Source organism: Caenispirillum salinarum (assembly GCF_044803115.1).
Classification (GTDB): Bacteria; Pseudomonadota; Alphaproteobacteria; order Rhodospirillales; family Rhodospirillaceae; genus Caenispirillum; species Caenispirillum salinarum_A.
In genome coordinates this window covers 1,667,018-1,687,963 of record NZ_CP085224.1, presented here as the reverse complement: position 1 = coordinate 1,687,963, position 20,946 = coordinate 1,667,018, and the positions used below count along the sequence as shown (strand labels likewise).

At 70.6% G+C, this 20,946-nt stretch carries 20 protein-coding genes; 9 read left to right on the top strand and 11 right to left on the bottom strand.

From position 1 onward, the window contains the following. Positions 1–91 precede the first annotated feature (91 nt). The 9 genes from LG334_RS07590 to LG334_RS07550 form a co-directional block, all read right to left on the bottom strand. Positions 92–3,640, bottom strand: coding sequence for a tetratricopeptide repeat protein (locus LG334_RS07590; RefSeq protein WP_404384845.1), 3,549 nt, complete (start codon positions 3,638–3,640; stop codon positions 92–94). Further along, on the bottom strand, positions 3,637–4,377 hold the full coding sequence (locus tag LG334_RS07585) for a flagellar motor protein MotB (RefSeq protein ID WP_404384843.1): 741 nt from the start codon (positions 4,375–4,377) through the stop codon (positions 3,637–3,639). The genes LG334_RS07590 and LG334_RS07585 overlap by 4 nt, the downstream gene beginning before the upstream one ends. Before the next feature lie 9 nt (positions 4,378–4,386). Further along, entirely contained in the window at positions 4,387–5,145 is a 759-nt protein-coding gene (locus LG334_RS07580) for a hypothetical protein (RefSeq protein WP_404384841.1), read from the bottom strand. Positions 5,146–5,168: 23 nt separating this feature from the next. Then, positions 5,169–5,843: a protein phosphatase CheZ gene (locus LG334_RS07575; RefSeq protein WP_404384839.1), complete on the bottom strand. Its 675-nt coding sequence runs from the start codon at positions 5,841–5,843 to the stop codon at positions 5,169–5,171. Positions 5,844–5,924: 81 nt separating this feature from the next. Further along, a complete protein-coding gene (locus LG334_RS07570; protein ID WP_009542599.1) occupies positions 5,925–6,329 on the bottom strand; it encodes a response regulator in 405 nt (134 codons plus the stop codon). A 111-nt stretch (positions 6,330–6,440) separates the two neighbouring features. Continuing rightward, a complete protein-coding gene (locus LG334_RS07565; RefSeq protein WP_404384836.1) occupies positions 6,441–7,184 on the bottom strand; it encodes a MotE family protein in 744 nt (247 codons plus the stop codon). 126 nt (positions 7,185–7,310) lie between these two features. Then, on the bottom strand, positions 7,311–8,081 hold the full coding sequence (locus LG334_RS07560) for a DUF6468 domain-containing protein (protein ID WP_404384834.1): 771 nt from the start codon (positions 8,079–8,081) through the stop codon (positions 7,311–7,313). A gap of 20 nt (positions 8,082–8,101) precedes the next feature. After that, a complete protein-coding gene (fliM, locus tag LG334_RS07555) occupies positions 8,102–9,292 on the bottom strand; it encodes a flagellar motor switch protein FliM (RefSeq protein ID WP_404384832.1) in 1,191 nt (396 codons plus the stop codon). Positions 9,293–9,362: 70 nt separating this feature from the next. Beyond that, the gene (locus LG334_RS07550; RefSeq protein ID WP_404384830.1) at positions 9,363–9,932 is read right to left on the bottom strand and encodes a flagellar basal body-associated FliL family protein; all 570 of its coding nucleotides are present in this window, start codon (positions 9,930–9,932) and stop codon (positions 9,363–9,365) included. A gap of 347 nt (positions 9,933–10,279) precedes the next feature. Between LG334_RS07550 and flgF the strand changes: the two genes are divergently transcribed. The 4 genes from flgF to flgH all read left to right on the top strand — a co-directional run bounded on the left by flgF (position 10,280) and on the right by flgH (position 13,846). Next, complete coding sequence (gene flgF, locus LG334_RS07545; protein ID WP_404384828.1) at positions 10,280–11,014, top strand: flagellar basal-body rod protein FlgF; 735 nt, start codon at positions 10,280–10,282, stop codon at positions 11,012–11,014. 54 nt (positions 11,015–11,068) lie between these two features. Further along, positions 11,069–11,854: a flagellar basal-body rod protein FlgG gene (flgG, locus tag LG334_RS07540; protein ID WP_009542606.1), complete on the top strand. Its 786-nt coding sequence runs from the start codon at positions 11,069–11,071 to the stop codon at positions 11,852–11,854. 115 nt (positions 11,855–11,969) lie between these two features. Further along, positions 11,970–13,046, top strand: coding sequence for a flagellar basal body P-ring formation chaperone FlgA (flgA, locus tag LG334_RS07535; RefSeq protein ID WP_404384826.1), 1,077 nt, complete (start codon positions 11,970–11,972; stop codon positions 13,044–13,046). Positions 13,047–13,081: 35 nt separating this feature from the next. Next, positions 13,082–13,846 carry a flagellar basal body L-ring protein FlgH gene (gene flgH, locus LG334_RS07530; protein ID WP_404384824.1) on the top strand — a complete coding sequence of 255 codons (765 nt, stop codon included), beginning with the start codon at positions 13,082–13,084 and terminating at the stop codon, positions 13,844–13,846. A gap of 138 nt (positions 13,847–13,984) precedes the next feature. Here the strand turns inward: flgH and dksA are convergent, their stop codons facing one another. Continuing rightward, entirely contained in the window at positions 13,985–14,401 is a 417-nt protein-coding gene (gene dksA, locus LG334_RS07525; RefSeq protein WP_009542609.1) for an RNA polymerase-binding protein DksA, read from the bottom strand. A 140-nt stretch (positions 14,402–14,541) separates the two neighbouring features. After that, a complete protein-coding gene (locus LG334_RS07520; RefSeq protein WP_404384822.1) occupies positions 14,542–15,006 on the bottom strand; it encodes a flagellar assembly protein FliX in 465 nt (154 codons plus the stop codon). A 209-nt stretch (positions 15,007–15,215) separates the two neighbouring features. On the opposite strand from LG334_RS07520, the gene LG334_RS07515 reads away from it, so the two are divergent. The 5 genes from LG334_RS07515 to LG334_RS07495 all read left to right on the top strand — a co-directional run bounded on the left by LG334_RS07515 (position 15,216) and on the right by LG334_RS07495 (position 20,668). Beyond that, positions 15,216–16,367 (top strand): flagellar basal body P-ring protein FlgI, encoded by a 1,152-nt coding sequence (locus LG334_RS07515; RefSeq protein ID WP_404384820.1) that lies wholly within the window; start codon positions 15,216–15,218, stop codon positions 16,365–16,367. Next, positions 16,367–16,699 carry a rod-binding protein gene (locus LG334_RS07510; RefSeq protein WP_404384818.1) on the top strand — a complete coding sequence of 111 codons (333 nt, stop codon included), beginning with the start codon at positions 16,367–16,369 and terminating at the stop codon, positions 16,697–16,699. Before LG334_RS07515 ends, LG334_RS07510 begins: the two co-directional genes overlap by 1 nt. Further along, positions 16,696–17,949 carry a hypothetical protein gene (locus LG334_RS07505; protein ID WP_404384816.1) on the top strand — a complete coding sequence of 418 codons (1,254 nt, stop codon included), beginning with the start codon at positions 16,696–16,698 and terminating at the stop codon, positions 17,947–17,949. The genes LG334_RS07510 and LG334_RS07505 overlap by 4 nt, the downstream gene beginning before the upstream one ends. A 221-nt stretch (positions 17,950–18,170) precedes the next feature. Then, positions 18,171–19,964 (top strand): flagellar hook-length control protein FliK, encoded by a 1,794-nt coding sequence (locus LG334_RS07500; protein ID WP_404384814.1) that lies wholly within the window; start codon positions 18,171–18,173, stop codon positions 19,962–19,964. Between the two features lie 11 nt (positions 19,965–19,975). Continuing rightward, complete coding sequence (locus LG334_RS07495) at positions 19,976–20,668, top strand: flagellar hook assembly protein FlgD (RefSeq protein ID WP_404384812.1); 693 nt, start codon at positions 19,976–19,978, stop codon at positions 20,666–20,668. The last annotated feature ends 278 nt before the right edge of the window (positions 20,669–20,946 follow it).

Sequence of the window (20,946 nt, the reverse complement as noted above, 5' to 3'; positions counted from 1 at the left end):
ACCAAGCCCCGGCCGCCCGCCGCAATGCTCTGTCGATTCGGTGTCATCTCCGCAACAAAGATCAGCGCGGATGAACCGCCGCGACTTTGCCTCAATTGATTGCCGACAGGGCCCCCTGGTCCAGGCGGTCGCGGTAGGCCGACAGGAAGCTCTGGAAGTTTTCCGCCTGCTTGATGCGGTCGGCCACCGTGCGGTAGTCGATCACGCCGTCGGCCGGGCTGGTGGTGATCAGGTCGAAGGCGTCGCGGTAGCTGGTCTGCTGCATGGCGCCCAGGTAGCGCGAACGCAGGGTGGAGACCGCCCGCTCGTTGTTCGCCAGGGTCAGCGCCGTTGCCAAGTCGAGGACGCGGCGGGCCTGGGTGGTGGACAGATCGAGGGTGCGGGTCGGCTGCGGCACCAGTTCGGCCAGGGCCTGCGCCGCCGCGCCCCAGTCCTGCTCGCCCCAGTGGATTTCCGCGCGCAGCAGCTTGGCCGTGTCGCTGTCGTCGCCCTGCAGAAGCTCGATGGCTTCCTGCGGGCGGTCGACCTCGGCCAGGGCACGGGCCATCAGCTGGTTGCGCTGGCGGTCCAGCGGCTGCGGCATGTTGGGCGCGCGCGTGGTCAGCAGCGCCTTCACCGCTTCCTCCGGCTGGTGGTTCAGCAGGTGGACCAGCGCCAGCCGGCCGCCGATGCGGGCACGCTCCACGCCCTCCAACCGGAACTTGGCCTGGCGCTCCAGCAGCATGGCCGCCTGGTCGAGCAGGTCCATGCTCACCAGCCGGTCGGCGAGGCGGCGGATCATCTCGTCGCCCTTGGCCCCGGTCGGCGTCAGTTCGCGGAAATCGTCGAACAGCGCGATGGCGGTGATGGGCGACATCTCGTCGGCCTCGCCCTCCAGGTAGAGGCGGTCGAAGATGTCGCGCATGGCCTGGGCCGCCTGTTCCGAGCCTTCAAGCTCGGGAAAATAGCTGGCCGCGATCTTGTAGGTGCGGAGCGCATCGGCCCAGCGCTCTTCCTCGGCGTACAGCTCGCCCAGCCGCATGAGCAGGGTGAACTCGAACGGACCGCCGCGCCAGGCGAAGCGCAGGTTCTCCAGCCCCTCGATCAGCTCCGGGCGCTCGAGTCGCTCCATCTTGTAGAGCAGCTCCAGGCGGTCGCGACCGGCCTTGGCGCGGTACGGGCGGCTCGTCGAGCTTTCGACCTCCTCCCACTTCTCCACCGCCGACTGATAGGCGCCGGTGGCCTCGTCCAGGCGGCCTTCCAGATAGGTGATGGCGGCGATCTCGCCGGGCGTGTTGGAGTCGTTCCGCGCCGCTTCCAGGAAGTTGACGGCCGCGAGGTCATCGGCGGCGTCCACCGCCGCTTCCGCCGCCTGGAGGGCCAGGGGAACCTTGACGCGCTGCGGATAGCTGCCGATGACCCGGCCGGTCTCGCGGAGCGTCCGGGCCTGCAGCGCCGGATCGCCCAGCGCGGCCTGCGCGGCGGCGCGCCAGAAGTCGGCCTCGTCGATCCCGGCGAGGCTGGGGTGGCTCAGGTCCTCCACCGCCTCGTCATAGCGGCCCATGAGGAAGTTGGCGCCGCCCCGCAGGGCGCGGAAGGGCGCGCTGTTGACCATGCGCGGCGCCTCGTCGGCCAGCGTGCGCAGGACGCCCAGCGCCTCGGCCCCGTAGCCGTGGGCGAAGTAGAAGCGCGCCAGTTCCAGCCGCGCGCGGTCGCGGCGCTCACCGTTGGCGTTGGCGACGGCCAGTTGCAGATCCTGGCGGTTCTGCGTGAAGTTCTCCGCCGGACCGCGCATCCAGCCGTCGATGTCGTAGACCTGGGTCAGGGCGGCGGCGGAGCCGACGTTCGCCATGGCTTCCAGACGGGCGGTATCCTGCGACAGGCGCAAGCCGCCGCCCAGGGCGGTGATGTCGACGCCGTTGCGGGTCGAGGTCGCCGAGACCTTGTCGGTGTTGGGGATCGCCACGATGCCCTGAGCCGTCGCCGGCATGGTCAGATCCGGGTACTGACGCGCCGGCCAGATGCCGTGGCCGAGCGGGATTACGGGAACGACGATGAACTGGTCGCCGACCTCGGGGTCCTGCACGGTGACCGTCCGTCCACCCTCCGCGACCGGCAGGTAGAGGCGCGGGCCGATGGGGCTCTGCGGCTGGGGCTCGACCTCGATGGGGGTCGCCGCCTTCATGGGCTGGCGCATCAGGTCGACGATCCACAAGAGGCCCTCGCGCCGGACGCTGGGGTTGTAGCCGGGCTCGGTGACCATGCGCACGATGGTCGAGGCCCGGCTCGGGATCTGCTCCACCGAGCGCACGACGCCCGTGCCCAGGCGGCGCAACAGGTTGGTGTCCACTTCCTGATAGCGGTCGAAGATCACCCACAGGTAGCCGCCGCGCCGGAAGACGGCGGCCGCGGTCGGTTCATTCCACGAGAAACTGAGGCTGGCGACGCGGGCGCGGCCTTCGGGCGTGGGCTGTTCCTCGGTGGCGATGCCCTCGGCGCCCGCGTCGGCCTCGCGGGCGTTTTCGGCGGCCTCGATCTCGGCGGCGGCCTGCTCCATCTGGCGGCGGCGTTCCTCGGCGGAGGCTTCCTCCCCGCGCGCCTCGCGCAGGGCGCGGGCGAGCGCGGTGGCCGGCGTTGCTTCAGCGCCCGGATCGGCCTCCTCCTCGGCCTGCCGGGCCTGGGCGAGCGCCTGCGGCGGCTGCACCTGCGCCGGCGCATCGTCGGCGCCCTCGCCGCCTTCGGCACCGGCGCCCTGGGCACCGGCGTCCTCGGCCGGCTTGGGCGGCGGCGGCGCGGCGGCGACGGCGTCGTCGGGCGCCGCCTCGCGTTCCTCGGGCGTACGGCGGGGCGGCTGCGCGCCGGCCGGGGGCAAAAGGTCCAGCACCACCTTGGTACCGCTGGTGAAGTGGCGCACGCGGCCGTCGTCGGGCAGGGGCACGGTGACGCGGGTGCGGCCGTCCCGGCGCTCCACGCCCACGTCGCGCAGTTCCTCGGGCATGGCGGCGCGGAAGGCGTTGAGGTCGATGCGCGCCTCGTCGTCGAAGCTGACGACGGCGTTCTCGCCGTTGCTCATGACCTTGTAGTCGACCGGGCGCGTCCAGTCGAAGACGACGCGGAAAAAGCCCGGATGCTCGCCCGTGCGCACCGGCAGGCGCGGCGGCGGCGGCGCGGGATCGGCGGCGGCCTGCCGGGTCACCGGCCGTTCCTCGGTCCGCGCCGGGCCGCCCATGAGGTCGACCACCACCGACGTGCCGATGGTGAAGCTGCGCGGCGTGAAGCTGCCCTTGAGCGGCATGGTGACGGTGCGGCCGTCGGGTGAGACGCGCACGCCGGACACATAGTCGTCCAGCGCCGCCGGCACCCGGTTGGCGTCGGCGCCCAGCGGCCGGTCGAAGGACACGATCAGGCTGCCGGCCGCCGTCTCCACGTCGTAGCGCACGGGCTGATCCCAGTCGAAGACGATGCGGCCGTAGCCGTCGTGGGCCGCGGCGCGCACGGCCGTGGCGGCCAGCGCCGCGTTGTCCGGGCCGGGCACGGCGGCCACGCCCAGCGCCGAGGCCAGCGCCAGGGCGGCGGCCGACACGACGGCGGCGGCCCCGCGGCGGCGGCGGGGCCGGGTCGTCCGCGCAGGGCGGTTATGGGCGCTCGGCAGGCCGGTCATCGGCTGTCAGCCTCTTGGTGAATGACGACGTCGACGCGGCGCTGGAAGGCATGCCGCTCCGCCTCCGACAGGTCCGCCGGCAGGGCGCCGGACCGCGTCGGCCCGTGCCCCAGGATCACCGCCGGCCGCGCCAGCCCCGCTCGGGTCAGCGCATCGGCGACGGCGGCGGCGCGCGCCATCGACAACTCCCACCCCGACGTATGACCGCCCAGACCGGCGGTCGGTCCCTGACCTTGCTCGGTGGGCGCGGCATGGCCGGTCACGGCGACACGGTTGCGCAGCGACGCCAGCACGCCGCCCAACTGCGCCAGCGAGGCCGCTCCGGCTTCGCTCAGCACGGGGCGGCCGGCGGCGCCGGCATCGGCACCGGCGAACAGCACGTCGGCGGGCAGGGCCAGCACCAGGCGGTCACCGCCCATGGCGATGCGCGCGCGGCCGAGCAGCGGGTCCGTGGACAGGGTCTCCTCCAGCACCGCTGCAAGGTAGTTCAGGTTCATGGCGATGGGAACGGGGCGCGCGGTGATCGAATGCTCCACGGACCGTTCGTTGACGGGCTGGGCGGGGTCCACCTGCATGGTGCGGGAAAAGGCGGTGCTGACCGCCTCCCATGTTTCGGTCTTCATGCTGGTCATGGAGAACAGCAGGACGAAGAAAGTGAGCATGAGAATGACGAGGTCGGCGAAGGTGACCATCCAGGCCGCCGGTCCGCGCTCGTGCATGGAAAGCTCGTCGTCCATCTCCGCCCTTCACTCCGCCGCCGGCCGCGCCGCGCGATCGTTCTCTCTCTCGGTCCCGCCGCCGGTCGTGGCGCCGGCGATCGGTCCCTGCCAGTCCAGGTCGGCGGCCTCCGCCTCCACCAGGGAAAAGCGGAAGACGGCCTCGTCCGGCCCGGCGGCGCCGCGCGTGGTGACCCCCGCGACGATCATGTCGGGCGGAGCCCCGCGCGCCACCATGGTGCGCGCCAGCGAACCCGCCCGGTCGAGCGCCAGGGTTTCGCGCGCGCCCGAAGTTTCGCCCGTAGAGTAATCCGAAGCCGTTAAGAATTCCATGATGTAGCGGTAGCCCTCCGGCGGCGAGGCCATGGCCGCCACGAGCCGGTCCAGCAGCCGCAGGTGCGGTCGCCGCACCGCCGCCAGCCCCGGCTCGAACAGGCTTTCCGCCGGCACCGTCACGTCCAGCAGCCGGCCGCGGCCGACGTCCTCGACCTTCGCGGCGGGAATGGCGCCCTCGAACAGGCCGCGCGCGGTGGTCTTGAAGGCGCGGGCCTCGGCCACCATCGTGCCGGCGTCGCCGGTGAAGCGGCCGAGCGCTGTGCTGCCGAAGCGCTGGAACGTGGCGTTCAGGCTGTCCATCGCCCGCATGCTGCGCTGTTCCTCGAAGGTGGAATGGGCGATCAGCGCGATGAAGAACGCCAGCAGCATCAGGTATAGCGCCAGGAACAGCGACAGCGACGCATGCCGCGTGCCGGCCCAGCCGTGCAGCGTCGGGTCGTCGGAGTGCTCCATGGGCTTGTCGGCGCGCAGGAGGGTCAGTCGAAGTCCGCCAGCAGGGCGTCGATGTCGTCCTGCTTCATGGCGTCCTCTGCCGCTTGCGGACCGTTGAGCAGGTCCTCGTCGCTGGGCGTGTCGCCGGCGGCCTTGACCGGTCCCTCGTCGGCGGGCTGGGCGGCCGCGGCGGCGGCGTCCCCGCCGGCCGGATGGAACGCCCGCACCAGGCCGTCCACGCGCTCCTCGATCTGCTTGAGGGTGCGGACCACCTTGGTGATGCGCTGGCCGGTGATGTCCTGAAAGGTGCAGGCCTCGTAGATGCGGGTGGTGGCGTCGGTCAGCTTGTCGGCCACCTCGGGGCCGACGTCGCCCGACACCTCCTCCAGCACCTCGGCGGCGTCCATGATCTGATTGGTGGCCTTCTCGGTGGCCTCCACGATCGCGTCCAGTTCGTCCGCCGCCGTCGGCAGCAGGTCCGACTGGATCTCGCCGGGATTGATGGAGGAGATTTCCGCGCGGGCGGCATGAATGTAGCGGGCCAGGCCCTCCAGCTCCTTGTAGAGCTGGACGTCGTCGGCGGTCAGGTCGCCGGTCATGGTGGTCAGCAGGCTTTCCACCACTTCCGCCACCTCGGCGACCGCGATCGTCTCCCCCTTCTCCCGGCGGATTTCCTCCAGGCGGGCCGCAAGGCCCTCATCGACACGAGTCGCGGCCATGGCCGTTCTCCCCCTCTCACCGACGGGCGCCGGCGCGCCCCGCACGGGCACGCCGGCGTTTTCACATCCCGCGGCGCCCGATCAGAAGTCGCCCAGGACGCTGACCATCTTGCTCTTCAGCGTCTCGGCGTTGAAGGGCTTCACGATGTAGTTGGACACGCCGGCTTCCTTGGCGGCGATAACGTTTTCCGACTTGGACTCGGCCGTCACCATGATGAAGGGCACGCCCTTCAGCTTGGCGTCGGCGCGCACCTCGCGCAGCAGCTGGAGGCCGGTCATCGGTTCCATGTTCCAGTCGGAGATCACCAGGCCGTAGCCCTGCGGACCGCCGGCGCCGTTGGCGCGCAGCAGCTGAAGCGCGGCGCTGCCGTCCGTCGCTTCATCGATGTTGGTGAAGCCCAACTGCCTCAGAAGATTGCGGATGATGCGCAGCATCGTCTTGTAGTCGTCCACAATCAGGACCTTCATATTCTTGTCGACAGCCATATTGGACTCCGTTTACGACAGCCGGGCGGCAGCAACCGTTATAGGGCGAAAAGACTACCGCTTCTCATAAAATACCACACCTTGAGAGGCAACCCTTTTGGTGCCTCGTGTTCATCCCGCCTGCCCACCGGCCTCGGCCGGCAGTCGTCGCATGCGGGACAATTCCTCGGTCAGGGCGCGCGCTTTCGCAGCATCCATGGACGCCAGGATGGGCGCCGACTTGCTCTCCTTCATGTTGACCATGACGGAGATCAGGATCGGCATGTCCAGCTCATTGAAAATGCGCGCCGCATCTTTCGGTTTCATTGTTGCGTAGATTTTGACGAGTTGCGCGACCTTTTCCGCCTCGCGCTCGTCATACTGCTGCAGCAGACCGTTGATGGTGTTCTGAAGTTCCTTCAGTTCCGCCACCTTGCGGTCGATTCGCGTCTCGGCGGCCTGCAAAAGCCCCTCGCGCATCGCGAGTTCCTTTTCGCGCGCCTCGATCTGCTCGCGCCGCTCGGCCAGCTTCTGCAGCAGGTCGATTTCGGACTGGGTGAAGTTGGCGGGATCGCGGACCGGATCGTCGAAACCCGGCGTCCGCGCCGGCGCCTGGCCACCCACCTGAGAGGCGCTGACCGGCGGCATGCCGCCGGCGTCCGCCCCTTCGCCGCCCTCGGGCGCGGGGGCCGGAGCCGGCGCCTGCGGCGCCCCGGCATCCTGCGCCTGGGCCGTCGTCTGGCCGACCGACAGGTCCGCCAGGTTCAGGCGGTTGAAGTCCTGCCACAGGTCGCCCAGCCGCACCGTCAGCATGAGCACGGCGACGAAGATGGTCGCCGGCAGAAGCCGTGGCCGGGGAATGCTCAATCGCGTCATTGCGCCCATCTCTCGCCCCTCGAACCCTCGGTCTCATGGTCGGCGGTTCGACAGCGCGCCCGCACCGCCGCCCGGCCTTGTCCTTGCGTCTTCACCACCATCATGCCGCGCCGTCCCCTCGCCCGCTCATCGGACCGAGCGCAGGGCGCGCAGCAGTTCCCGTTCCGCCTCCGAGCGTTCGGGCTCGGGCGAGAACAGGGTGTCGTCTTCGTGATCCTCGGCCGAACTCTCCGCCGCCTCGGCCAGGCCGCGCAGGGCGCGGGTCAGGTCCTCGGTGCCGCCGCCCAGGTTGGAGGCCGGCGGCGCCAGGGGCCTGCTGCCCTTGGCGGGGCGCGGCGCCGGAACCTGGGTGCGCGGCCGACCCTCGGCGACCGGTCCGCCACCGGCGGCCGGCTGCTGCGGCTGCGGCGCGCGCGGCGCCTGCGGCCGCGGCGCCTGCGGACGGGCCGACGCCACGGCCTGCGAGGCCGGGGCCGGACCGGGGGCCGGTGCCCCCGGCTCGCGCATTGGGGCGGCGGCGCCGTTGCCGTTGCCGTTGCCGTTCAGCGCCGAGCCGGGCACGGCCTTCATCTCGTTGCGGGCGGCGCGCAGGGTCTGCTCCAGCGCGGTCGCGGTCTCGTCGGCGCGCTCGCACAGGAAGGCCAGGTCGTCGCGCAGCGCATTGGCCCGCTCTACCCGGTCCTGCAGGCCCTTCCCCGCTTCCTCGGCCGCCTTGCGCAGGCGCGGGATGCCGCTCTCGGCGCGCACCGTGGCCTCGTTGAACTGGCCGATCAGGCGGGCCAGCTCGTCGCGGTTCTTGCGCAGCACCGACAGGCGGTTGTTGAGCATCACCGCGAACACGATCGTCGGGATCAGCAGCAACACCACGATGATGTCGAGGATGAGCTTGAAGTCCATGGGTGGGGTCCTAGCGCGGGTCAGCCGCCGATCTGGCGCTTGACCTTCTTGTCCAGCCGTATGGCGATGTTGCCGCCCTTGCGCCCCATGCGGCCCGAGAACATGGGCACGTCGCCGCAGCGCATCTGCACGGGGCTGTCGGGTGTGGCGTTCAGCATGATACGGCTGCCGACCTTAAGATTCAGTATGTCGCGCAGGTTGATCCACTGTTCGTCGAGCACCGCCTCGATGTCCACCTCGGTAAACCACATTTCCTCGGCCAGGTGGGTTTCCCAGATGGAGTCGCGGCCGAACTTCTCGCCCATGAACATCTGCAGCAGCAACTCGCGGACGGGTTCCAGCGTCGCGTACGGCAGCAGCAGTTCCAGGCGCCCGCCGCGGTCCTCCATGTCGATCCGCAGCTTGGCGACAATGGCCGCGTTGGAGGGGCGCGAGATGGTGGCAAAGCGCGGGTTGGTCTCCAGGCGGTCGAAGCGGAAGGTCACCGGCGACAGCGGATCGAAGGCCGCCGACAGGTCCGCCAGCACCACATGGATCATGCGCTCCACAAGGTTGCGCTCGATGGTGGTGTAGGGGCGCCCCTCCACGCGCATGGCCGCGGTGCCGCGGCGGCCGCCCAGCAGCACGTCCACGATCGAATAGATCATGGAGCTGTCGACGGTCATCAGGCCGTAGTTGTCCCACTCCTCGGCCTTGAACACCGTCAGCATGGCCGGCAGCGGGATGGAGTTCAGGTAATCGCCGAAGCGCAGGGACAGGATGTTGTCCAGCGACACTTCCACGTTGTCGGACGTAAAGTTGCGCAAGGACGTCGACATCATGCGCACCAGGCGGTCGAACACGACTTCCAGCATGGGAAGGCGTTCGTAGGACACCAGGGCCGAGTTCAGGATGGCCTGGATGCCGGACTTTTCCTGGCGTTCGTCGTCGGTCTCGTCGAAGCCCAGCAGGCTGTCGATCTCGTCCTGGTTCAGGACGCGCGTGCTTTCCCGGCCCGAGCCGCTGTCGGCCAGGTCGCCGCCGCCGCCGTCGGAAGAGCCCAGCATGGCCTCCCACTCGGCGGCCATGGCGTCGGCGTCATCGCCATCATCGCCGCCACCCCCGCCGGCGTCGTCCCCGCCGCCGCCGGCCATGGCTTCCCATTCCCGCATGAGGGCTTCTTCGTCCTCTTGCGAAACCTCGCGCTGCGGATCGTCGTCGGCAGGAACCATGGACAGAAACCCTTTCGCTCCAGCGAGGGGCGCGGGTCCGGCGGTGCATCGGGCGCCGCCGGACGCGGCCCTACTGAATGAGCATTTCCTTGAACAGGACGTCGTTGACCTTGGCGGGGCGCACCGCGTTGTTGACGCGCACGATCAACTCCTCGCGCAGCCGGTACATGCCCTCGGCGCCCTGCAGATCCTCCACCCGCAGCTCGCGGAGGTAGGTCTGGAAGTTGTCGATGACGCGCGGCATCATCGCCTCCACCTGGGTGGTGTCGCTGGCCCGCGACAGTTCCAGCGCCACGCGCAGCTTGAGGAACGTGCGCTTGCGGCTGTTGGCGGAGTTGATGTCCACCAGCATTTCCGGCAGGTCGTAGAACACGGCCGCCGACACGGGCACGCCCGCCCCGCCGCCCTGACCCTCGGTCATCACCGCGGGCGCCGGCTCGGACTGCTCCTCGCCGCCGGCAAGCATGTTGAGGACCGGGTCGGCGAGGCCGGCGAAATAGGCGCCCGCCAGGGCGCCCACCACCAGCAGCAGCGGCAGCACGACCATCAGAAGCAGCTTTTTGCCGCCCTTCTTGCCGGACCCGCCCCCGCCGCCCTCGTCGACGTCTTCCTCGAAATCCTCGTCGAGATCCTCGGCCATGCTACTCCTTCTGGCCGGACCGCCGTGCCGTGCGGCATGGCGCCCCTTCTGCCCCCTGAACCTGACGGAAACCGCCCGCGCCGCCCTCCCGCGCGCGGCGGATGAGCGGCCGGACGGCCTGTATCTCAGTGGGCTGTACCCTAGCTCTTTCGGGTTAACAAGAGGTTGACCGCCCTCCTGCGGCGAAGGCGGTGGGCAGAAAGTGCCCGGCAAGGGATGCCGCGACCGGCCGCCGGCGGCACCGGAAGGGCGGAAATCCGCCAACGGCGAAGTTGGCACGCGCCCTGCATACGAACCGGGGCAACACCGACACGCTTCACCCGATCGACCCGATGGTGGCTTAAGTCATGGAAAACTCGGCCTATATCGCACTGGCTCATCAGAACGCCCTGTGGCGCCGGCTGGACACGGTGGCGAACAACATCGCCAACATGAACACGCCGGGCTTCAAGGGCCAGAAGCTGATGTTCACCGAGTACCTGACCCGGTCGCTGAACACCGATGGCCCGTTCAAGGAGAAGATCATCTTCCCCCGCGACATCGGCGTCGCCCGCGACATGACCGAGGGCAGCTGGCAGTCCACCGGCAACCCGCTGGACGTGGCGATTTCCGGTGACGGCTGGTTCGAGGTCGAGACGGCCGCCGGCCCCATGTACACGCGCAACGGCCACTTCCGCCTGAACGAGGACGGCCAGCTTGTCGCCTCCGACGGCAATCCGGTGATGTCCACCAACGGCACGCCGTTCTTCTTCGCGCCCAACGAGGCGAACATCACCATCAGCCAGGAAGGCACCGTCTCCACCGAGAACGGTCCCATCGGGCAGCTGCGCGTCGTGTCCTTCGAGGACCCGCAGAACATGCAGAAGGCGGCTGACAGCCTGTTCTACACCGAACAGGAGCCGCAGGAGGTGGAGCAACCCCAGGTCCACCAGGGGATGCTGGAAGCCTCCAACGTCAACGCCGTGGTCGAGATGACCCGGATGATCGAGATCAACCGCTCCTATGCCAACGCCCAGAAGATGATCGAGAGCGAGCACGAGCGTCAGCGCCGCGCCATGGAAGCCTACCGCGGCCAGATCTGACGCCCAAGACGGCATAGTTGAAGAGCGACCCGAGAGAGAAAGAGGACGACGATCATGCGCAGCCTGGATATCGGCGCCACCGGCATGCTGGCCCAGCAGACCAACGTCGAGGTGATCTCGAACAACATCGCTAACATGAACACCACCGCCTATTCGCGCAGGCGGGCGGAGTTCAACGACCTTCTGTACCAGAACATGGTGCGCGCCGGCTCGGCGTCGTCCGACCAGGGCACCATCGTGCCGGCCGGCGTGCAGCTGGGCCTGGGCGTGCGCACCGCCGCCGTCTACCGCATCAGCGAACAGGGCAGCCTGGCGCACACCGAGAACACCTTCGACCTGGCCATCGAGGGCAAGGGCTACTTCCAGATCCAGCTGCCCAACGGTGAAACCGCCTACACCCGCGACGGCAGCTTCCAGCTGGACCCCAACGGCACGCTGGTCACCCACCACGGCTATACCGTGCTGCCGGGCCTCACCATTCCGCAGGATGCCGTGGGCGTGACGGTCAACGAGTCCGGCGAGGTGCTGGTGGACATCGACGGCCAGGTGGAGCCGCAGAACGTCGGCCAGCTGCAGCTCGCCACCTTCGCCAACGAGGCGGGCCTGGAGGCCCAGGGCAAGAACCTGTACCTGGAGACCGCCGCGTCCGGCGCCTCCAACGTGGCCGTGCCGGGCACGCCGGGCTACGGCGTGGTGCGGCAGCACTTCATCGAGAATTCCAACGTCAACGTGGTCTCAGAAATCACCGACCTCATTTCCGCCCAGCGGGCCTACGAGATGAATTCCAAGGTGATCAAGACCTCCGACGAGATGATGGGCACCGTCAACCAGCTCAAGTAAGGCCGCGGCCGAAGGCGGCGGGACCGGCGCGGGCGCCGGCGCTGCGATAAAGCCTTCGGTAACACTTGCCGGGTTATAACGGCGGCCGGAAACGTGGAACCACGGAGACCGGGCCATGCCGCGCCTGATGCCTCGCAGCCCTGCCAAGCCCTGCCGCGCCCTTGCGCGGGGCCTCGCCCTTGCCGGCGCGGCCCTGACCCTGGCGGCCGGTGCGGCGCAGGCGGCGCAGGAGCAGCCGATGAACCTTTCGCCCCAGGGTCTGACCGAGCCCCGGGCGCTGGAGGCTGCGCGCCCGGCAGAATTTGCCGGGCCCCTGACACTGCGCCCGGAAGCCACGGTGGACGGCGCCTATGTGCGCCTGAGCGACATCTTCGACAACCTGCCGCCGCGTCAGGACGCCGTGGTCGCCGCCGCGCCGCGCATCGGCGAGAGCGTCGTCTACGATGCCGACTGGCTGCGCCGCGTCGCACAGCAGCACGCCCTGGACTGGGCCCCGCTCGGGCGCTTCGATCAGGTGATCGTGGTGCGCGACAGCGACATGGTCGGCCGCGCCCAGATCATCGAGGCCCTGCGCCCGCACCTCATGGAGCGCGGCATGCCCGACCAGGCGGACATCAAGCTGAACGGCACGTCCGACAGCATCCGCATCGCCACGGCCGCCGGCTCGAAGGTTGCCGTGGACGACCTTCAGTACGATCCCGGCCGCCAGCGCTTCACGGCCGCGCTGGAAGTGCCGGCCGGCAGCCCGACGGCCCAGCGCCTGCGCGTCGCCGGGCGGGTGTTCCTGACCACCGCCGTGCCCGTGCTGCGCTCGACCATGCGCCACGGCGAACTGATCGAGCCCGACGACATCGACTACGTGACCCTGCGCGTCGACCAGCTCAAGCGCGACACGCTGACCGACCCGGGACAGCTCGTCGGCCGCACGCCGCGCCGCTTCGTGCAGGCGGGCGCGCCGGTGACCGAAATCCAGGTGCAGCGCCCGCGCATGGTGTCCAAGGGCGACGTCGTGACCATGAGCTACAGCACCCCCTTCATGACCCTGACCACCCAGGGCCGCGCCATGGAACACGGCGGCTTGGGCGATCAGGTCCGCATCCAGAACCTGCAGAGCAACACCACCGTCACCGCCGTGGTCACCGACCACAATGCCGTGACCGTGCAGCATGGGCGGCCCGCCGCCGGCCGCTGAGGCCGGCGCCGTGCCCGCCCCCGGGAGTTGAGACCATGATTTCGCGCCTTCCCGCCCCCGTCGTCCGCGGCCTCGCGCTCGGCCTCGCCGTCGTCGCGCTGTCGGGGTGCAACGCCATCCAGCGTCTGTCCGAGGTGGGCGAGCCGCCCAAGATGTCGACCATCGAGAACCCGGTGGAGGCCCGCAACTACCGCCCCGTCAGCATGCCCATGCCGCGGGTGCAGGAGGCCGACCCCAACGTCAACAGCCTGTGGCGCCCGGGCTCGCGCGCCTTCTTCAAGGACCAGCGCGCCAACGACATCGGCGACATCCTGACGGTGGTGGTGAACATCCAGAACGAGAACGCGGCGCTGAGCAACTCCACAAACCGCTCGCGCGGGGCGAACGAAAGCGCCGGCCTTCCGGGCTTCCTGGGCTTCGAAAGCCAGCTTGGGGCCATCCTTCCCGACGAGGTGGACCCCGGCAACCTGCTGAGCGCCGAAAGCGATTCCGGCTCCTCGGGCAGCGGCACCATCCAGCGCAGCGAAACCATCGACGTCCGCCTGGCGGCGGTGGTCACGCAGGTCCTGCCCAACGGCAATCTTGTGGTGGCCGGCCGGCAGGAGGTCCGCGTGAACAACGAACTGCGCGAGCTTCAGGTGACCGGCGTGGTGCGGCCGCAGGACATCCGGTCCGACAACACCATCGACGTCGACAAAATCGCCGAGGCGCGCATCAGCTATGGCGGCCGCGGCACCATCTCCGACGTTCAGCAGCCGCGCTACGGACAGCAGATCTTCGACATCATCTTCCCGTTCTGACCGGGCGGGAGTGGCGCGAGAAACGGCGCGAGGGGATGGCCCGGCCATTCACGCGCGCTTCCCGCCCTCGCCGGGCCACGAAAAAGCGGGCGGCTCCTTGCGAAGCCGCCCGCCTTATTCTTTGATCCCGGCCGCGCGTCAGTCGCTGCGGTGGGTGCGCTCCATGCGCTCGTGGCGTTCCTGGGCCTCGATCGACAGGGTGGCGATCGGGCGGGCCTCCAGGCGCTTGAGGCTGATGGGCTCGTTGGTTTCCTCGCAGTAGCCGTAGGTGCCTTCCTCGATGCGGTTGAGCGCCGCGTCGATCTTGGAGATCAGCTTGCGGGCCCGGTCGCGGGTGCGCAGCTCCAGGCTGCGGTCCATCTCGGCCGACGCCCGGTCGGCTAGGTCCGGCTCCTGCAAACCGCCCTCCTGGAGGTGCTCGAGGGTTTCCTCGGCTTCACGGTGCAGTTCGGCGCGCCACTTCAGCAACTTCTGGCGGAAATATTCCCGCTGCAGGTCGTTCATGAACGGCTCGTCGTCCGACGGTCGATAGTCGGGCGGAAGCGTGACGGTCATGCCTGTTCAACCCTGTTCGTTATCTTTCAGTGGGGCTTTGTATATCGACCCGCGATGCAAGGAGCAAGCGTCCATTTCGCCCGAGCGGCCGGGCCGGCCGCGGACCGCGGTTGTTTCCGCCGGTGTCGGAACCGGGATCGTCAGCCACGCTCGAGCTTGGCGAGTTCCACCTCGGCGCGCAGCTCGATCTCGTCCAGCAGGGCCGCCAGTTGCGGGTCCTGGGCGTCCTCGCGCTGTTCGCGCACCAGGCGGGCGAGCCCGGACAGACGGTCCTTGGGGACGTGGCCCAGCAACAGGCCGACGCGCAACTCCTCCAGCCGGTCGAGGATGTCCTCGCCGCGCTGAAGCATGGCGGCCTGACGCTTGCGGCGGCCGGCCTCGTCGCCGGTCGCGTCGACGCCGTCCACCATCTGCGCGGCCAGAAGGGCTTCCAGCCCGCCCACCTGCGACGGCGCATCGGCCGCGCGCGCGCCTTGCGCGCCCGCATCGTCCTTGGCCTCTGCGCTGAAACGGCGCAAAGCCCGGGCGAAATCGGCGCTCTTGTCCTTGCTGGTCTTGTCGGTGCGACGCTGTCCGCCACCGGGACCAGGGCCGGAAATCTTCATCCGCGTCAACCGTGTGTTAATGACACCCGCATAGAGTCTAGGACGCACCGCCCCCGCGGGAAAGAGGGAATCGGCGCCACCGGCACGGCAAAGTTTGCCTATCCGCGGGTCCGGTCGCCCCCCTTTCGCGCGCGGCGCCGCCCTGTTCAACGTGTGGCACGCCGTTCGCATGAAGGGACCAGACAGTTGGTAAGAAGGACGATCCGATCGTGACCAGTCACCGCCGCCGCCTCTCTCTGCGCCGCCTGGCCGCCGTCGCGCTGTCGGTGCTGACGGCCTGCGCGGTGCTGACGGGCGCGCTGGCGCCCGCGCCGGCCTTAGCCGCCTCGCGCATCAAGGACATCGCCGACTTCGAGGGCGTGCGCGACAACCTGCTGGTGGGCTACGGCATCGTCGTCGGCCTGGACGGCAGCGGCGACGACCTGGACGACGCCCCCTTCACCCGCGAAAGCCTGGTGAGCATGCTGGAGCGCCTGGGCGTCAACACCCGCGGCATCGACATCGACAGCGAGAACGTGGCGGCCGTCATGGTCACCGCCGAACTGCCGCCGTTCTCCCGCCAGGGCAGCCGCATCGACGTGGCCGTCAGCGCGCTGGGCACGGCCGAAAGCCTGCTCGGCGGCACGCTGCTGGTCACCCCGCTGCTGGGCGCGGACGGCGAGGTCTACGCCGTCGGCCAGGGCCAGGTGCAGGTGGGCGGCTTCAAGGCCCAGGGCCAGGCCGAGACGGTGACCAAGGGCGTGCCGACCTCGGGCCGCATCCCCAACGGCGCCATCATCGAGCGCGAGATCCCGTTCGAGCTGCGCGACCTCAACCAGGTCAAGCTGGCCCTGCGCAACCCCGACTTCACCACCGCCCGGCGCATCGCGCAGGCGGTCAACGCCTACCTTGGCACGCCGGCCGCGACGCCGACCGACCCGGGCACGGTGCAGGTCATCGTCCCGCCGAACACCGACGTGGTGAACCTGCTGACCGACATCGAGCAGCTGCGCGTCCAGCCCGACCAGCTGGCCCGCGTGGTCATCGACGAGGCCACCGGCATCATTGTCATCGGCGACAACGTGCGCGTCTCGCGCGTCGCCATCGCTCAGGGCAGCCTGACCATCCGGGTGACCGAAACGCCCCAGGTCAGCCAGCCCGCGCCCTTCTCCGAGACCGGTCAGACCGCCATCGTGCCGCGCACCGACATCGAGGTGGACGAGGACGAAGACCGGCGGCTGGGCATCGTCGACGGCGGCGTCAGCCTTCAGGAACTGGTCGACGGACTGAACGCGCTGGGCATCGGCCCCCGCGACATGATCAGCATTCTCCAGGCCATCAAGGCGGCCGGCGCCCTGCAGGCCGAAATCGAGGTGATGTGATGAGCATGGACCCGCTTGGACAGAACGTTTCCGGCCTTATCGCCCAGGCCCGCGCCCAGGGCGGCCCGAGCGTTACGCCCGGCAGCGTCAAGAACATCGAGCAGGCCCGCAAGACGGCCCAGGACTTCGAGGCGTTCTTCCTGTCGCAGATGTTCCAGCACATGTTCTCGGGCATCCAGACCGACGAGATGTTCGGCGGCGGCCAGGGCGAGGAAATGTGGCGGTCCATGCTGGTGGACCAGTACGGCAAGGACATCGCCAGCAACGGCGGCATCGGCATCGCCGACCAAGTCATGAAAGCTTTGTTGCAGACCCAGGAGGTTGACCAATGAGCGGTCCCAACCGCCCGCCTGGTCCGCCGCGCCCGCCGGGCGCCGGCCCCGCGCGTCCCGGCCCCGGCTCAGGCCCCGCCGCTCCGGGCGGCCCGCAGGCGCCCGGCGGGCCCAAAGGTCCGGCCGCCAGCCCTGCCCGTCCCGCCGCTCCCGGTGGCCCTGCCGCCCCCGGCGGTCCGGCGGCACCCGGAGGCCCAGCCGCGCCCGGTGGCCGAGCCGCGCCCGCGCGTCCGGGCGGACCCGGTCCGGCCACCCCTGGCGCCGGTCCCGCCGCGCCTGCTCCCGGCGGCGCCCCGGCGGCTCCCGGTGGACCCGGCGCGGCCGCCCCCGGCAAGCCTGGCGGACCCGGCGGTGCGCCGGCGCCGGGCGGTCCCGCAGCCGCGGCGAAGGGTCCGGCGGGTCCTGCGGGTCCTGCCGCGCCCGGCGGCCCCGCGCGTCCGGGGGCTCCGGCCGGCGGCGGAAACGCCCCCGCCGCCGCACCCAAGGCCAAGGGTCCCGGCGCCACGCCGGCGGCCCCGGGCGGTCCCGGCCCGGCGAAGCCCGGCGGCCCTGCCGCGCCCGGTGCCGGTCCCGCAAAGCCGGGAGTTGCTCCCGCCGCGAAGCCCGGCGCCGGCGGTCCGGCCAAGCCCGGCGGCGCGCAGCCGGCGCAGCAGCAGCCGACGCAGGCGCAGCCCGGTGCCGAGCCGGCCCCCGAACAGCCCGCCGAGGCCGACGACGCCTCCGAGGCGACCAAGGCCATCCGCCGCCGCAAGGAGCGCCCGGTCATCGTTCCCGACTGGCCGGAGCTACCCCTGCCCTCGGCATCGAAGAACGCGACCTACCCGACCTTCGCCGAACTGTTCGACCTGATGCACGAGCTGTACGACCTGCTCAAGCGCGAGACGGCGTCGGTGGAAGCCAAGGACTTCGACGCGGTCAGCAAGTTCGCCCTGCGCAAGGCCGGCCTGACGCGCCTTTACGAGGAAAGCCTCGCCAACCTCAACAAGCGCGAGGACCTCAAGAAGCGCCTGACGGACGAGGAGCGCCAGGCGGTACTCAAGGGCGGCCAGATGCTGCGCGACGCGGCGGAGGAAAACATGAAGATCCTCCAGGCCAACATCAGCGCCGTCAGCCAGGTGATCGACACGGTGGTCGACGTCGCCAAGCAGATGAACGTCGACCTGCTGTCCACCTACGGCGACACCGGCGCCATGCGCGACAACGTCAACGAACGCGGCCGCCGGTCGCTGTCGCTCAACAACAAGATCTGACGGCCGCACGGCTGCTTCATCGGACAAGGGCGGTCCATCCCTCGGGTGGGCCGCCCTTGCCGCGTCCGGGCCCTGCGCCCCGGCAAATCCTGCCCAGACGGCGCAGATTCTGCCGCCCGCAGGGTGTCGAAAGCTCCTCAGCCCCCCGGGACGCGCGCTTTCGGAGGCTGGCACGGCGGTTGCACGGCTGGGGCCGAGGAATTGCTTTGAGGGTCCCGACCATGGACGTGTCACGGGTCGGCTGGCAGCAGAACCAGCCCAGAACCGACACTCGCAAGGAACAGACGACCACGGACTGGGGCGCGATGTTCGCCACGGCCGTGGCCGATGCCGCGCAGGCGGCCGCTGCCGGGACCGCCAGCAAGGGCGCACCCACGGCTCTGCTGTCGGTCGACCGTCCGGCCCCGCCTCCGCAGCGCCCCGAACCGCCGCGGACGCCCGACCAGCCCCGCGATGAGCGCGCCGACGACCGTGCCGGCGCCGACACCGGCTCCGACGATGCCGCGGCGGACGAGCGTCGCGCCGCCGTCGCCAAGGGAGACCGCGCGACGCAGGCCGCGGCGCCGCAAGGTCAGGCGCCGGCCGCGCCGACCGCTCAGGCCCAGGCGGCGCAGGCGCAGGGCGCGACCGCCGGCAAGGATGCCGAGCCGGCCGCGCGGCCGCAGGCCCAGCCCGCTCCCCAGGCACAGCCGCAGGGCCAGACGCAGACCCAGGCGCAGCACGGCACGCCGCCCCAGGGCAGCCAGACCGCCGATGCCCAGGCCCGTCCGGCCGGCCAGCAGCCCGCTTCCGCCAAGGCTGCCGAGCAGGCCGACGCCCTGTCGCGACTGGTGAAGGAAACCGGCGGCGACACCGCCCGGGTCACCATCACGCAGTCGCGCCCCTCCGCCACGCCGCAGCAGGCCGGCCAGTCCCAGGCCCAGCCCCTGACCGGCCAGCAGGCACCGGCGCAAGCCACGAGCCAGGCCGCCACCACGGCCCAGGCTGTCGACGCGCCGCAGGGTCAGCCGCAGGGCGGCCAGGCGTCCCCGGCCAAGCAGGCGGCCGGCGGTCAGGCCCCGCAGCCCCAGGCGCAGGCCGATGTCCAGGCTCAGGCCCAGGCCAAGGCGGACGCCGAGGCCCGCGCGCCCATCGCCAACGGCGGCAAGGGCGCCCAGACCACCACCACGCCCAACGGTTCGACCCATGCCCAGGCGGCAGCCTCGGCCAACGCGCAGGCCGCCTCCGCCGCCCCGCGCGCCGCTGCGACGACGGCCGGCCAGACGGGTGCCACCGGCTCCGCGTCCGGCGGCAAGGGCACCGCGGGCGCCGGCACGCTCGGCAGCGGCCAGGCCGGCACGACCACCGCCGCAGCTGCCAAGGCCGCCGGCATGCCGGCCGGCTTCAGCGGACTCGGCACCCAGGGCGGCGGGACCGGCGGGTTCGGCGAGGGCTTCGGCCAGGGCACCGGCGGCGGCGCCTTCAGCGGCGGCGACGGCGGGTTCACGCCGCCCGGCCTCGGCCGGGCGGGCACGGCGGGAGCATCGGGCGATCGTTTTGCCCAGGCCTTGCAGCAGCGCCCCGATCCCGATGGCTACAGCCGCCTGCGCGACCTGGCCGACACCCTGCGCAGCCAGCTCACCTCCGCCGCCGCGACCCGCAAGGGCTCGATCACCCTGCAGGTGCGGCCCGAAAAGCTGGGCCGCGTCGACGTCAAGCTGGATTTCGGCCAGGAAGGCCACGTCCGCGCCACCGTCACCGCCGACAATCCCGAGGCGCTGGACCTCCTGCGCTCGGACGCCAAGGGGCTGGAGCGCGCCCTGCAGGACGCCGGCCTGCGCACCGACGACACCTCGCTGCACTTCCAGCTGCGCGGCGAACAGCAGAACGCCCAGGCGGGCGCCGACGGCCAGCAGGGCCGTGACGGCGCCTCCGGCGAGGGCGACGCCGCCGCCGACACCGAACAGCCCGTCGACGCCGACACGCTGGCCGCCGAACGCGCGGCCGCCCGCGGCGGCGTCAACGTCAAGGTCTGAGGAGCAAACAGATGACCGTTTCCAATCCCGTCCAGGCGTACTCCCAGACCCAGGCCCAGCAGGCGGCCGAGGCGAGCAAGACCCCCGGCGCCAAGAAGAAGCTGGCCGAGGACCTGGACGCCTTCCTGATGATGCTGACCACCCAGCTGCAGAACCAGGACCCGCTGTCGCCCATGGAGTCCAACGAGTTCACCCAGCAGCTTGTGGGCTTCTCCCAGGTCGAGCAGCAGATCGGCATTAACGAGAACCTGGAACAGCAGATCAGCCTGCAGCAGAGCAGCATGAACTCGCTGGCGCTGGGCTTCATCGGCAAGTACGCCGAGGTGCAGGACAACCTGGTGACCCTGGCCGACGGCAAGGTGAAGTTCGCCTACAGCCTGGCCTCCGACGCCGCCAGCACCAAGCTGGACTTCTACGACGACAAGGGCGTGCTGGTGCGCACCATGAGCGGCAAGACCGCCCAGGGCAACCACGTGATGACCTGGGACGGCCGCGCCCAGGACGGCACGCAGCTGCCCGACGGGGAATACACCGTCAAGCTGAGCAGCAAGAACACCAAGGGCGAGCCGGTGGACAGCTGGACCACCGTCCAGGCGCGCATCACCGGCGCCTCCACCGACGGCAAGGAGCCCTACGTGACCATCAACGGGGCAGCGCTGCCGCTCAGCCAGATCGGCGCGGTGACGGAGAAGCCGACACTCTAAGAGCGCCTTTGCGGGGAAAAGACCCGCTCAAGGGCAGAATGCCCGGCCATCGACGCCCCGCCGCACCCCGGCGGGGCGTCGTCGCGTGGGGGCCGGCGGGACGCCCGATGCCCGACGCCCGACGCCCGGGGCGGGCCCTCCCTTCTACCCGGCAGGACCGACCGGGAAAATTCTGCCCCCGGCACCGCCGCACCGGCGGAAGAATTTGCCCCGGACCTCTGGAAGGCGCGGAAACCCGCCGCTCTCTTCTTGCCGCACCGCTGGCACGGGGCTTGCAG

What these genes read in the sequence shown, in the direction of transcription:
- LG334_RS07590 (WP_404384845.1), bottom strand. Translation starts at nt 3,640, where the DNA reads ATGACCGGCCTGCCGAGCGCCCATAACCGCCCTGCGCGGACGACCCGG.
- LG334_RS07580 (WP_404384841.1), bottom strand. Translation starts at nt 5,145, where the DNA reads ATGGAGCACTCCGACGACCCGACGCTGCACGGCTGGGCCGGCACGCGG.
- LG334_RS07570 (WP_009542599.1), bottom strand. Translation starts at nt 6,329, where the DNA reads ATGGCTGTCGACAAGAATATGAAGGTCCTGATTGTGGACGACTACAAG.
- LG334_RS07550 (WP_404384830.1), bottom strand. Translation starts at nt 9,932, where the DNA reads ATGGCCGAGGATCTCGACGAGGATTTCGAGGAAGACGTCGACGAGGGC.
- LG334_RS07565 (WP_404384836.1), bottom strand. Translation starts at nt 7,184, where the DNA reads ATGACGCGATTGAGCATTCCCCGGCCACGGCTTCTGCCGGCGACCATC.
- dksA (WP_009542609.1), bottom strand. Translation starts at nt 14,401, where the DNA reads ATGACCGTCACGCTTCCGCCCGACTATCGACCGTCGGACGACGAGCCG.
- flgA (WP_404384826.1), top strand. Translation starts at nt 11,970, where the DNA reads ATGCCGCGCCTGATGCCTCGCAGCCCTGCCAAGCCCTGCCGCGCCCTT.
- LG334_RS07575 (WP_404384839.1), bottom strand. Translation starts at nt 5,843, where the DNA reads ATGGCCGCGACTCGTGTCGATGAGGGCCTTGCGGCCCGCCTGGAGGAA.
- LG334_RS07520 (WP_404384822.1), bottom strand. Translation starts at nt 15,006, where the DNA reads ATGAAGATTTCCGGCCCTGGTCCCGGTGGCGGACAGCGTCGCACCGAC.
- LG334_RS07495 (WP_404384812.1), top strand. Translation starts at nt 19,976, where the DNA reads ATGACCGTTTCCAATCCCGTCCAGGCGTACTCCCAGACCCAGGCCCAG.
- flgF (WP_404384828.1), top strand. Translation starts at nt 10,280, where the DNA reads ATGGAAAACTCGGCCTATATCGCACTGGCTCATCAGAACGCCCTGTGG.
- LG334_RS07505 (WP_404384816.1), top strand. Translation starts at nt 16,696, where the DNA reads ATGAGCGGTCCCAACCGCCCGCCTGGTCCGCCGCGCCCGCCGGGCGCC.
- fliM (WP_404384832.1), bottom strand. Translation starts at nt 9,292, where the DNA reads ATGGTTCCTGCCGACGACGATCCGCAGCGCGAGGTTTCGCAAGAGGAC.
- LG334_RS07500 (WP_404384814.1), top strand. Translation starts at nt 18,171, where the DNA reads ATGGACGTGTCACGGGTCGGCTGGCAGCAGAACCAGCCCAGAACCGAC.
- LG334_RS07585 (WP_404384843.1), bottom strand. Translation starts at nt 4,377, where the DNA reads ATGGACGACGAGCTTTCCATGCACGAGCGCGGACCGGCGGCCTGGATG.
- flgH (WP_404384824.1), top strand. Translation starts at nt 13,082, where the DNA reads ATGATTTCGCGCCTTCCCGCCCCCGTCGTCCGCGGCCTCGCGCTCGGC.
- LG334_RS07560 (WP_404384834.1), bottom strand. Translation starts at nt 8,081, where the DNA reads ATGGACTTCAAGCTCATCCTCGACATCATCGTGGTGTTGCTGCTGATC.
- flgG (WP_009542606.1), top strand. Translation starts at nt 11,069, where the DNA reads ATGCGCAGCCTGGATATCGGCGCCACCGGCATGCTGGCCCAGCAGACC.
- LG334_RS07510 (WP_404384818.1), top strand. Translation starts at nt 16,367, where the DNA reads ATGAGCATGGACCCGCTTGGACAGAACGTTTCCGGCCTTATCGCCCAG.